Raw genomic sequence first — 12893 nt, forward strand, 5'->3', positions numbered from 1 at the left:
CATTATATGGATTTTTGTCAATAGGTCTTATCTTAACATTCTATTAACATTATCATCAGTGAAAAACTTCCCGGTTTCGAAAAATCAATGGATTGTCACGGTTCAAGCGCTCAAATGCCGGGCATCAGTGAAAAAAGGTTGAGAGAGGGCAAAAAAAAAGGGAGGAACGCCCGAATTTTCAGGGGCGGGAGATTCACTGCCGGAAACGGACGGCATCAAGAATACGCTTTTAAAAATGAATATCCGCCTCCCGAAGCAAATGCGCAGGACAGAATGGAGCCCGTCAAAAAAGTTCTCATCTGCCTTTTTGTACAGCAAAATGCCGTTACAGCCCGCTCATCCCCTTTTTTTATCATAATGGTCCGTTTTGAAATGGAGCCGTCTTTTTTCATATATATAATATCAATCGGAAGCTGTTTTTCCAAGGAATGTCTCAATATTATGTTCATGTATATACCTCCTTCCGCCGGCTTCATTATAAACGAACAAACGTTCCTTTCTAACTCGATTTCTTCTCCTGAAAAAGCCGCAAGTAACCAGCGCTCCTGAAGGACAAACAAACTGACCGAACATACGGCCTGTTCATATGGTATAGAGAGAATCGCCAGAATGGGAGGAAAAGTATATATGTTTGGTTACTCAATGGTACAAATGGTGCGGTCAAATGCTCATAAGCTGGACTGGCCGCTCAGAGAAAACGTCTTACAGTTATATAAACCTTTCAAATGGACACCTTGCTTTTTGCACAATTTTTTCGAAAAAAAGGTGAAAAACAGAAAGAAAATGTCAGTCATCATTGAATTTGAAGAGGGCTGCCATGAATCCGGTTTTCACAGCACAGGACAGGTCTTATTAAAAGAAAAACGCTGCACCATAAAAAAGCAGTTTCAAACAATCAATTGCTGCAGCGCCGAAGTCACTCCGTCCGCCCTTCACATGCTTCTTTCGCAATGCCGGGATATCCGTAAAATCTATTTAAACCGTGAAGTAAAAGCGCTCCTTGATACGGCAGCTGAATCGTCTCATGCAAAAGAAGTGACCCGTAACGGCACCGTATTAACAGGAAAAGGCGTAACCGTCGCCGTTATTGATACCGGAATCTATCAGCATCCCGATTTAGAAGGCAGAGTTATCGGATTTGCGGACTTCGTCAACCAAAAGACAGAACCGTATGACGACAACGGGCACGGCACCCATTGCGCCGGTGATATCGCAAGCAGCGGCGCTTCATCTTCCGGTAAATATCAGGGGCCGGCGCCGGAAGCCGATCTGATCGGAGTCAAGGTTTTAAACAAATCAGGATCAGGAACCTTGGCTGATATCATTGAAGGTGTGGAATGGTGCATACAATATAATAAAGAACACACGAAGAATCCGATCAGAATCATCAGCATGTCACTGGGCGGAGATGCGCTCAGATATGATAAAGAAACGGACGATCCGCTCGTCAAGGCCGTTGAAGAGGCATGGAATGAAGGAATCGTCGTCTGCGTCGCCGCGGGCAACTCCGGTCCGGAAGCTCAAACGATTTCAAGCCCCGGTGTCAGCGAGAAGGTCATCACGGTAGGCGCCTATGATGACAATGATACGGCCGGCAATGAGGACGATACGGTCGCTTCTTTCTCAAGCCGCGGCCCGACGGTGTACGGAAAAGAGAAGCCTGACATTCTTGCACCCGGGGTCGATATCGTATCTCTCCGTTCTCCGCGTTCATACCTTGACAAATTACAGAAATCAAACCGGGTAGGCTCCTTGTATTTCAGTCTGTCGGGCACGTCCATGGCCACTCCGATCTGTGCTGGCATTGCCGCCTTAATCCTTCAGCAGAACCCGCAGCTTTCGCCTGACGAAGTGAAAACACTGATCAAACAAAGTCCGGATCAATGGACAAATGAAGATCCGAACATTTACGGAGCGGGCGCAGTAAACGCTGAAAACGCCGTGCCGAAAGAGTAACCTTTTTATCATGAGAACGGGGTCGTCTAAACCTGCAGATGACTCCGTTTTTCAGGTGAACAGATGAAACATTTATAATGAAGGAACTCGGAATGCTTCAGAACCGGCTGTCAGAAAAAAAGATCAATCAAGGCAGTGTATTTCTAAAAAAATAGGGAATAAGTATGGTGTAGATAAAAGGAGGAATCACAATGGCACTTACAAACACCGAATTGTCTGAATGGCTGCAAAAACAGATCGGACAAACGCTTGATATCAGAAAAGGAGAGCTGACAGACAGCCGAAACGAGATTTCTGATATGGACCAGATCATGCTTCACCTTGATGATGTTCTCGTCCGCCGGACAAACCATCCCGATGACTATGTAGCGGACGAAGAGCTCGTCTTAAAAGGGCACGGCACAACCTATACGGAGGAAGGAAATGTCCCGCTTCCTCAAGATGCGTATGAAATCCCTCTGCTCGGCGATATTACCATCCAAAAGGAGCAAGACGGATTAAAGGTACATACAGATCGGGCCGTGTATACAATCGGGACCCGGAAAGAGCAATAAAAAGAAAAAACGCCCTGAACCAGCGGCGTTTTTTTATTGTTTTTTTTCTTCAGAATATCCGTGGAACATCGTGAATGCGCAAAGCATAATGCCTAAAATAATGATAATCGGAAGCCAGATCACGGCAAACTTATAATCCGGTTCGGCAAAAGCGCCGATGACCGCCCCAAAGCAATACAGAACCAAGGCAAGCGCGCGCAAAACAGCATCTCTCGTAAACTGCTTCCGCTTGTCCGCTTTGTAAAACCTTGCGGTGAGATCTTCAAAAAAATTAGCGAGCGTTCCCGTTAATACGGTCGTGGAAATCCCCGCTACACCAAGTTTTCTCGCGGCTGTCGTCTGCATTCCCATTGCGAAGCTGAGCAGCATAATCAGCACATAAACAGAAATTGCGTCTGCAAAAAAGCAAGAGAACAAAGCAAACAGCAGCAAAACAGCTCCTTCAATAGCTAAAGCGGCAGTTACCGCAGGGGGCCAGAATGATTTCTTTTTATTGCCCACAAGCAGGGCCGCGGCAATAACGCCGGCAATAAATCCGATTAACGAGGTTAACGATTTGAGTACGGCAAGGTGCCATGAGTTGCCGATCGCCAGGCCGAACAGAACGATGTTCCCCGTCATATTGGCGGTAAAGATATGTCCCAGGCTTAAATAACCGATCACATCCACAATTCCCGCTGTTAAACAAAGAAGTAAAAGTGCAATATTTCGGTATGTAGTCACTGTCAATGTGATCCAATCCTTTCTCATGCTGATTCCAACATATAAGTTTACTCTTTGCCATTTCATATGTCCAGCCGGCGTGCCGCTTTTTCAGAGCATAAAAAAACTCCGGCGAACCGGAGAAGCTACTGAACGATAAATAGTACTCTCGTGCCGTCGGAGTATCCGCTCATTTGATTTCCAACCCATGAACCGGCCCCGCGGTTATCCGACGGGGTTACATATCTGATATCAGCCCCCGCCCCGCCTTCTGTGCAGACTGCCATGGGCCATTCATCACGGTCAAACCCGGGCTTTGTCGGAATTCCTTTCAATGATTCTTTCCTTCTATTCTCCGCTCCGCCCCGATCAATTGTACAAATCTCAGAATGACCTGCCGAAATGGCGTCTTTTATATGATTTCCCGTCTCCGGATATTTTGACAGCGGGAAATACAGCACCTGATCGTATCGGGATGCGGCACGAGCAGCACTGTCCGAATGGATGCCGGCGCCCGTAAGGCCGACCTGAAGAGAGATCACCAAAAGCAGACTTGCCGCCCATTTCATAAACGCATTCATTCACATCCTCCTTAAGAAGTTGATATGAAGCGTAAATATGTATATTAGCCGGATTTAACACACATGATGAAATGGCAAAAAAAGTTTGCTGTTTTGTTGATAATCAACGAAAATGGCGGCTTTGCGATTTGTCTATTGAACCGGCTTCTGTTTCCTTATATATTTTAGACATACTTATGAGCCGTTGTGATCAGTGTCTTCGGCAGATAAAAGGAGGAATGCCGTCCGGTCGGCAGGCACCGGCTGTTTGTTATGTCTTTTCAAAAACATGAAGGCGGGGAAATCCAGATGGAAAAAACAATGTTTCACCCACACTCACCCGAGTTTCACGAAAACCCTTTTGCGGTTTTAAGCAGATTCAGAGAGCAGGACCCCATACATAAATTCGAACTGCAGCGTTTCGGAGGCACCTTTCCGGCTTGGCTCATCACGCGTTATGATGATTGTATGGCGTTTTTAAAAGACGGCAGAATTACGAGAGATGTAAAACGGGTCATGCCGAAGGAGCTGATCGCGAAGCTGAATGTCAGTGAAGATATCGATTTTGTCTCAGAGCATATGCTGGCAAAAGACCCTCCGGATCATTCACGTCTTCGATCTTTGGTGCATCAGGGGTTCACTCCCCGGATGATTGAGCAGCTTCGCACCGGGATAGAGCAGATCACAGAAGAGCTGCTGGATGAAATGGAAACAAAAGCAGACCCTGATATCATGAGAGATTTCGCCGCACCGCTTCCGTTTATCGTTATTTCCGAACTGCTCGGGATTCCGAAAGAGGACCGCGCCAAATTTCAAGTGTGGACAAACGCAATGGTCGACACGTCAGAAAGCGGACAAGATGCGACCAACCAGGCTCTCAAAGAATTTAAACAATATATGAAAACACTGATCGAAGAAAAAAGAAAACATCCGGCTGAAGATCTGACAAGCAAGCTTATTTACGCTGAAGAGGACGGCCAAAAGCTGAGTGAATCAGAGCTGTATTCCATGCTGTTTTTGTTAGTCGTTGCCGGGCTTGAAACAACGGTTAACCTTCTCGGCTCCGGCACCCTGGCGCTTCTTCTGCACAAAGACCAGATGGAGAAGATAAAGCGGCAGCCGGAAAATATCCAGACGGCGGTCGAAGAGCTTTTGCGTTATACCTCTCCCGTCATCATGATGGCAAATCGATGGGCGATTGAAGATTTCACCTATAAAGATGTTTCTATTAAAAAAGGTGATATGATATTTATCGGCATCGGTTCAGCCAATCGGGACCCGGAATATTTCGATGATCCTGATACATTAAATATAGCGAGAACACCGAACCGTCATATCTCTTTTGGATTCGGCATTCATTTTTGTCTCGGGGCTCCGCTCGCCCGGATGGAAGCATCCATTGCCTTTACCGCGCTTTTAAAACGGTTTCCGAATATAGAGCTGAAAGGCGCGCCCGAGAATGTAACATGGAGAAAAAATGTGTTTTTGAGAGGGCTTGAAACATTGCCTGTCAGATTTTAATATCGCCCCCCCTGTTATCGGGGGTTTTTTTAATGTCTTATAAACAGAAATCAATATGACAATGAAAATTTAGTACATAGTGGATTTAGTTCTATATAGATAAAAAAAGCGGCCGGATTGCTCCGGCCGTTCTCTATTACCGTTTTACCAACTCATTTGTTTCGTCCAGCTTTTTTCTGAAAGATTTAAGGAAATTTGCGCTTATCGTTCCTTTGTTTGCGTACAGTTTTTCGCAGAATGCTTTAATGGCGTTTTGCGGCTTTGGTTCCGACAGCATTGTGACATGATTGGAAGAGTGAACGTCCAGCAGGTGAAACTGTTTCATCTGGCGTTCCCATTCTTTCCAATACGCATCATGGTCTAACGGGATTTGTTCTTCCTCTGCTGTCAGATAACGTTCAAGATCTCCGAGGAACAAACCGCTTTTATTACGGAAGTAGTAGCATTGCAGCGCTTCCGGATGAGGCAGCGGCTTCATGTCATACTCTTCCATTCCGTAAGCGAGCTGCGTCTTCATCATTTGCTCCAGCTGCATCCGGATCGCTTCTTCGGATTTTGGCAGACCGCGCTTTTTGGCAAGGCCGATCAATTCTTTCAATACTTCTTCTTCCTCAGCCTGGACGGTAATGTTTTCTCTGCTGATTAATGCCTCTTCAAGGTTTTCAGGCTTAAGATATGCTGTAAGCATCGTATTGATCGTTTGCAGCATGACCGACTTAACAGATGGTTTTCTTTCTTTCCATTTTTCACTGTACGGGGTGTCGATCATGACGGCGCTTTTTACCGTATGACCTTCCTCCTGCAAGAGGCGCGCGGTTTCATATGCAAGCATTCCGCCCAAGGAATATCCGCCGAGGTCATAAGGGCCTTTCGGCTGTACCGCTTGGATGATTCTCATATAAGAAGCGGCCGTCTCTTCGATTCCTTGCAGCGGCTCTTTCCCTGTCAAACCTCTTGCCTGGATGCCGTAAAAAGGTCGCTGACTCTTTTTGGCGAATGGCTGGTATGCTTCAACGCCTCCCGTTCCGCCGTGAAACCAAAAAACAGGACGGCCTTTTTCTCTATCATTCAGCTTGACGAGTTCTGGAAAATTTCGGCCCGCCTCCTGCGATTGGTTCGTTTTTAACAGCATGCTAATCTCCTGAACAGTGCTGCATTTCTGAAGGGCTTCCAGACTGATGCGGCTGTCTCCGCCCTCAAGTTTTTTCAGCAGCTGAATAGAGGAGATTGAATCGAAGCCGTATTCAGTCAGCGGCTTATTTTGATCCATTTCCGCTGGCTCCATCCCCAAAATGTCTGCCACAATGTCAGCCGCGCTCTCGCAGCGGATCTGAGGATTCTGTGATACCGGTGCAAGGCTGATGTCTTCTGACTGACCGCCGTTCCAATACTTATGGTTTTCAAAAGGATATGTCGGAAGCGGCACTCTTTGAACAGATTTGCCTTGGTGGAGTCTGTCCCACGGTATATCCGCACCTTTCACCCAGCAAAATGCAAGTTTTTCCAGATTATTTTCAGCCAACAGCGTCTCCGTGACGACTGTACCGAGAGTCCCTTCCAGTAAAACGCCGATATCTCCTGATCCAGTCTGCTGACTGCCTGTAAAGAAGCTTTTCATTCCATTGCTTTCTTCGGAAAATGCTCTGTACTCTTTCAGTTTTTCCAGCAATTCATCTTGATTGCGGGCAACGAGTGCCAGGCGGCAGTTCATCGCCTCACGGCCGGTCTGAAGCGTATAAGCAATATCCCGCAATGACGGAGTATCTCCAGTTTGCACAAAATCAGCCAGCTGACCTGCGGCCGCCTTAAGACGTCCTTCGCTCTTAGCAGAAAGCACGATAAGCTGCGGTTCACACGCAGATTCTTTGTCTTTATGGCTCGGGCTGTACTGTTCCAAGACGACATGCGCATTCATGCCGCCGAAGCCATAGCTGTTAATTGCGGCCCGGCGCGGAATCGGTCTGCCCGTATGGTCGGTGAGCTGTGTCCATTCCTGATTGTCTTCGGTGAAACGGAAGCGGCTTTTCTGAATGGCCATTTGCTCATTTGCAGCTGTAAATCCGGGAATGCCCGGGATGGTATGATGCTTCATGGCCATCGCCACTTTTATAAGGGCAGCCAGTCCGGAAGCGAGTTCGCCGTGCCCGATGCAAGGTTTCACGGTGCTGATATAACAAGGCGCGCTTTCCCCTTGATTTGCAGACTCGCCGTAACCCGCTTTGATTGCATTAAACTCCAGCGCATCTGCCATTTCGGAGGCAATGCCGTGCGCTTCAATATAAGTGACGGTTTGCGGATCAATATCGGTGTCTTCGTACGCTTTTTTCATCGCGGCCTTCATTCCCGCCGGATTCGGTGCGTGAAGCGACATGCCTTTACCGCCGTGAGACACTCCTGTTCCTTTAATGACCATGTGAATATGATCGCCGTCTTCAATTGCCGCCTCAAGCGGTTTGATGATGATAACGCCCGCCCCTTCGCTTCTGACAAAGCCATCGGCATCTTTTTGGAACGATTTCGCCCGGCCGTTTTTGCTTAAATACCCCATTGAATCAAAACCGATAAAGCCCTTCGGCGATTGCAGAATATTGGCGGCCCCCACGACAGCCTGCTCACATTCGTTATGACGGATTGATTGAACCGCCCTGTGCAATGCCACCAGCGTTGACGTGCAGGCAGCCTCGTAATATTCACTCGGTCCTTGTAAATTCAAGGCATATGATATTCTGTTCGGAATGATGGACGGGATGGCTGTTCCATTGTTCGGATCGCTGTTGCCCGCGGCAACGAAAACGCCTGTCGGTCTGCTTGATAATTCCTTATTTGTCAGGCCCGCATCCTCCATTGCCTTCCATGTATGCATCAAAAGCAGAAATTGCTCCGGCCCCATTTGTGATGCCTCTTTAGGGGAAATTCCGAAAAAGAGCGGGTCAAATTCGCCGACACCGTCAATAAAACCGCCCCATCTGAGACTCGTGTCATTCTCATCACCGGCGTAACGGCGCCAGTCCCAGCGGTCCGCCGGAATTTCGGTAATACAGTGATCCCCGTTTACGATGTGCTCCCAAAAAGACTGGATATCCGGGGATTGCGGAAACTGAGCTGACATACCGATAATCGCGATTCCTTGATTGACATCGGCGTTATCACAAGGCGTATGCTGTTTCTTCGGTAAAGTGCGCTCTTCTGTTTCCGTGACCCTGGCCTCTTCTGAATGCTTATGATCGGCAAGCAGTTGAGAAAACTTGCTTTCATATGCTGACGCGAAGTGGCGGGTCAGCTCCTCCGCGGTCGGATACTCGAAAAACAATGTTGGATTCACATCGATGTCCGCCTCTTGGCCGATCTCTTTTGTCAGCCCGATCAGGCTCGCTGAATCAAGTCCCAATTCCATGATATTCGCGTCAGACGGGAGAGATGGCGCGGGTTCATCCATCATCTTGGCGAGCTTGCCAAGGACGTAGCTGCGGATATCATCTGTCAGACTGCCGGCAGAAATCGGTGCTCCCGCATTCTTAACAGCCGTTCGGGCCGGCTGATTCATCTGTTCGGTTTTCGGGCGGAACCGTTTCAAGGCATAGCCTTCAAAACGCATCACCACTTCCGATCGGCTGCTGATGACATCTGCGTTAATCAGAATCATTTCCCCCGTTTGTTTGGCCAGCTTGATGTGCAGCCAGCAATCGGTAAGATCTTCAGGGCTGCTGAAGGTGACGGAATTAATGCCGAACGGCAGATAGCTTTCCGCCTCCGTTTGGTCCAATAAAGAAAGCGAGGCCAAGTAAGCACTGTTGGCGATTAACGGATTTACGGCATAATGATGCGCTTGTTGTGAGTCGCTATTGTTCAGGTTCACTTTCGCTAAAACGGCATCAGAGCCTTTGTACAGGCGGGTGATCGTTTTAAATTCTTCTCCCCACACGACCGTTCCCATTCCGTCTCCGTATAACTCATCTATCCGGCCCACTTCCCGGTAAGAGCGCTGAATGGCCGCCAGATCCGCGTGCTGCTTTTGAAACGGATACGGGCTGCACTCGGCATACGCCGCTATGCTCCAATCAGGAGACGTGCGGCTGCGGTGCATTATGCTCAGTTCAAATCCATCCCCGTTTTGTTTCGATTCTGTTTTCAGCTCGATGCGATCGCCTTTTTTTACGGTAATGGGGCTGACGTAATTCAGTTTTTTAATTTGTCCTCCTTCCGTTTCAGGAAAAAGATCACAAAAATGATCGACTGCCAGACTGTTATATGTAGCGCCGACGAGTACCGGTTCTCCGCTGAATTGATGCCCTTTCACGTATGGGTCGTCATCACTGTATACCGCCTGAACGCCGGCAGCGTTTTCTGATTCACCGAATTGAAAAGAAGTCCCGTGGTCAAAAGCGTAGGCCGGCAGATGAACGGCGTGCTCCTGCTGCAACTGATCAAACGCGATATTCTCTCCTTTTTCCCATTGCCGCGCACGCCGGCCGATATCAGTATCGGAGAAATTGAGATTCCGCTGATCCATGCGGTAAGCGGCCAGCTTTTCCAGCAGTTCCAGAACGGAAGCAGCCGTAAATGCCGTACGATACTCCGAATGATGCGTTCTTTTTTGCAGCGCGGATGCGATGGCGGCCGGATGAAGAGTTGGCGTCTTTTCTAAAAAGGCCGCCAGTCTCTCAAGATAGGCTTCAAAACTCCATTTTGTTTTCGCTGACACAGGGAAAATATATTCCTCATCTCCGTGACGGCTCTGATCGGAATTCGGGCTGATATATTCTTCTACGATGAGATTTGCATATGCCCCGCCTGCCCCGAAGGAATTGATCATGCTTCTCCGCGGTATGATGTCTCCCGTCTCGGCATCCTTCAGACGTTCCCAATACTCGGTTTTCTCCTGCAGGTAAAAGGCCGTTTGTTCAAGCGCGATATTCGGATTTTGCGGTTTTGCGTTAATCGTCGGAACTAATGTTTCCCGCTCCATTTGCAGCAGCACTTTCGCGAGCTGGGACATGCCGGAAGCCGCCTCTAAATGGCCGAGATTTGACTTGACGGATCCAAGCGCGCAAAAACGTTTTTTATCAGTATATTGCGCGAACGCATTTGTCAGGGCAATGACCTCAATCGGATCTCCCAATACAGAGCCGTTTGCCGCTGATTCAACATAACTGATTGTTTCCGGATTGATTCCGGCCTTGTCGATGGAAGCCGCCATGAGCTTCGCCTGCTGTTTCGGATCCGGAGCCGTGTACATCTGCCTTCCGCCGCTATGACACAACGCGCTGCTTTTAATGACCCCGTAAATATGGTCTTTGTCGGCAACCGCTTTGGAGAGCGGCTTCAAGAGCACCGCCCCGACTCCTTCTCCCGGCATCAGGCCCGTGCCGGTTCCGAAGCTTTTGCTTTCACTTCCCTGTTCAAGCAAATTCGCCCGTTCGAGCGCATCATATTTAGACGGTTCAAGCGTGAGATTGACCCCTCCGGCAATCGCCATGGAACAACTGTTAAGCTTCAGGCTTTCACAGGCGAGATGAATGGCGCTCAGTGAGCTGGAGCATGCGGTCGTAACGCCCATGCTCGGGCCCGTTAAATTGAAAAAGTGGGAAATGCGGTTGGCGATATGCCAATCCCCTCCGTTAGAGCTGAGCGCAGCTTTTTCCAACGACGGGATATTCCAGAAATATTGATTGTACATACTTCCCATAAATACACCGATGCCGCTGTCTGATTCCTGCCATTCGTTTACTCTTTCTAACGAGTAACCGCCGTTTTCAAATGTTTCCCATACGGTTTCTAAGCTTAGACGGAGCTCAGGCGTCATCTCCATCACATGGTCTTCCCGGATGTCAAACAAGTGATGGTCAAAAGCGTCAATATGCTGCAGAAATCCGCCGTACCGTGTTTTGCGTTCTTCTTTTCGTGTTTCTTTTGCCATTGTTTTCAGAAGACCGGATTTCCATCTGTTTTCCGGAGCTTCCGTAATACAGCTGTCTCCGGCTTTTAAATGCTCCCACAGCTCATCGAGGGTTTCAGACTCGGGATAGCGGCCGCTAATGCCGATAATGGCAATGTCGTCACGATCAGAACGATTAACGGTGACGGTTTCTGTTTCCGGCTTTGGCGCTTTTGGCTCTTTTTGTTCAGTGATAAATCGCCGCGTTTCCGTGACAAGCGGCACCGGTTCATTCATTGCAGGTTCCGGATGCTCCGTTTCAGGAGGCGCTTGTTCGGCTCCGAATGCCTGTTGCAGCTTATCCGGGTAAGTTTCCAGCAAATACTCGGCAAGTTCTTTCGTATTCGTGTGTTCAAATAAGACCGTTTTCGGCAGCTCGCCCGTCAATGTTTCCAGTTCGCGGATAAAATTCACCTGCAAAATGGAGTCGATGCCGTATTTTTCAAAGCTGGTTTCCGGCTGAATGCGCTCGGGAGCAAGCTTTATGGACTTGGCTAACGTTTCTTTTATGAATTGCACAGTCCGGTCTGTGACTGAGAAAGACGGTTCTGTGAAATCAGCCGGCTCTTTGGAAGCCGCAGTTTCTTCAACCGCCTGCGCGTCCGGCTGCTTTTGCCTGATGACGCCGTCGCTTTCTGCCGCCACGATCTGCTGGCCGAGGTGATGTGACGATTCCGCCATAAATGTAACGTACCGATATCCCTCGCTTTCCAGCTCAGACTGCCACGCTTCAGGATACAGCCCCGGGCATCCGGGAATGCGCAGTTTGGCGTCTTCATACAGCCACCAGCCTTCCAAAAGACCGAATGTCAGATGAGAATAAAACGAATGGCTGCTAATCTCATTTAATAGCAAAATCCCATTCTTTTTAAGCACCGCTTTGGCATTGCGAAGCGTCCGCCGAATATTTTTTGTCGCGTGAAGCACATTTGCCGCAATTACCGCGTCATATGCGCCCGCCTCTATACCCTGCAAAGCCGGGGGCTCTTCCACATTAAACCGCTTATAAGTCAAATACGGATTGTCGGGACCGTATTCTTTTTCAGCATGCATGAAAAAGGCCTTTGACAGATCGGTGTAGCAATATTCTTTCACATGATGTTTGTACTCTTTTAATCTTTTGAAAACGGCCGCGCTCGTCCCGCCCGTCCCCGCTCCAATCTCTAATATCCGGATTTCCGCGTTCGGGTCTTCTTTCAGGCGTTCTTCAATGAAAGCCGCCAATGTGTCAGCGAGCACCTCATTAAAGTAGTCTGCCGTTTCATTGTTTTTATAGATTCCTTCCACCAATTCCATTGAGGAATCAGGAAACAGAACATCAGTGGCAGAAACTCTGCCGGATAAAATATCCGGCAAAGCTCTGAGAGCGGTCTCCACTAAGGTGATCATCGCCTGTTTGCTGCTGTCCTTGAGTAAAGGAGCTTTCTTTTCATCCCATTCTTGCCACAGAACGTCCGCACGCTCTATCGGACCCGTTAACACATACGTACTGCCTGACTGTTTCAAAAAGCCTTTTTGCACCAAGATGGAGATGCTTTCTTCCAGCCACCTGCCGTAAAACCCCTGCATGACAGGCTGCGTTTCGTTTTCCGTAAAAAATCCGACAGATTTCAGCTGGCCTGCCAATAGTTTGTAAAGAAGATCTTCAGTGTTTTGCAAAGCCGT

7 protein-coding genes are annotated in these 12893 nt (G+C 48.4%); 3 read left to right on the forward strand and 4 right to left on the reverse strand.

The genetic code is table 11. The annotated features are described in order from the left end of the window. Window positions 1-215: 215 nt before the first annotated feature. Window positions 216-449, reverse strand: a complete 234-nt coding sequence (locus CXL14_RS14530; RefSeq protein ID WP_015239897.1) for a hypothetical protein — start codon at window positions 447-449, stop codon at window positions 216-218. A gap of 178 nt (window positions 450-627) precedes the next feature. Here CXL14_RS14530 and CXL14_RS14535 point away from each other — a divergent pair, with 178 nt between their 5' ends. After that, entirely contained in the window at window positions 628-1956 is a 1329-nt protein-coding gene (locus CXL14_RS14535) for a serine protease AprX (protein WP_095272093.1), read from the forward strand. A gap of 191 nt (window positions 1957-2147) precedes the next feature. After that, entirely contained in the window at window positions 2148-2510 is a 363-nt protein-coding gene (locus tag CXL14_RS14540) for a protein YmzB (protein WP_007410383.1), read from the forward strand. Between the two features lie 33 nt (window positions 2511-2543). Here the strand turns inward: CXL14_RS14540 and CXL14_RS14545 are convergent, their stop codons facing one another. Together CXL14_RS14545 and CXL14_RS14550 are read right to left on the reverse strand one after the other, a co-directional pair. Further along, a complete protein-coding gene (locus CXL14_RS14545) occupies window positions 2544-3299 on the reverse strand; it encodes a YoaK family protein (protein WP_101287853.1) in 756 nt (251 codons plus the stop codon). Between the two features lie 59 nt (window positions 3300-3358). Next, a complete protein-coding gene (locus CXL14_RS14550; RefSeq protein ID WP_021493650.1) occupies window positions 3359-3793 on the reverse strand; it encodes a NucA/NucB deoxyribonuclease domain-containing protein in 435 nt (144 codons plus the stop codon). A gap of 288 nt (window positions 3794-4081) precedes the next feature. Between CXL14_RS14550 and CXL14_RS14555 the strand changes: the two genes are divergently transcribed. After that, window positions 4082-5293 (forward strand): cytochrome P450 family protein, encoded by a 1212-nt coding sequence (locus CXL14_RS14555; RefSeq protein ID WP_061862630.1) that lies wholly within the window; start codon window positions 4082-4084, stop codon window positions 5291-5293. A gap of 136 nt (window positions 5294-5429) precedes the next feature. Here the strand turns inward: CXL14_RS14555 and CXL14_RS14560 are convergent, their stop codons facing one another. Next, complete coding sequence (locus CXL14_RS14560; protein ID WP_101287855.1) at window positions 5430-12887, reverse strand: beta-ketoacyl synthase N-terminal-like domain-containing protein; 7458 nt, start codon at window positions 12885-12887, stop codon at window positions 5430-5432. Window positions 12888-12893: the final 6 nt, after the last annotated feature.

The sequence above is a fragment of the Bacillus sp. SJ-10 genome (genome assembly GCF_002843505.1).
GTDB lineage: Bacteria > Bacillota > Bacilli > Bacillales > Bacillaceae > Bacillus > Bacillus velezensis.

Excerpts from the sequence above, each read along its gene's own strand:
- CXL14_RS14530 (WP_015239897.1), bottom strand. The coding sequence starts at position 449 with ATGAACATAATATTGAGACATTCCTTGGAAAAACAGCTTCCGATTGAT.
- CXL14_RS14535 (WP_095272093.1), top strand. The coding sequence starts at position 628 with ATGTTTGGTTACTCAATGGTACAAATGGTGCGGTCAAATGCTCATAAG.
- CXL14_RS14540 (WP_007410383.1), top strand. The coding sequence starts at position 2,148 with ATGGCACTTACAAACACCGAATTGTCTGAATGGCTGCAAAAACAGATC.
- CXL14_RS14545 (WP_101287853.1), bottom strand. The coding sequence starts at position 3,299 with ATGAAATGGCAAAGAGTAAACTTATATGTTGGAATCAGCATGAGAAAG.
- CXL14_RS14550 (WP_021493650.1), bottom strand. The coding sequence starts at position 3,793 with ATGAATGCGTTTATGAAATGGGCGGCAAGTCTGCTTTTGGTGATCTCT.
- CXL14_RS14555 (WP_061862630.1), top strand. The coding sequence starts at position 4,082 with ATGGAAAAAACAATGTTTCACCCACACTCACCCGAGTTTCACGAAAAC.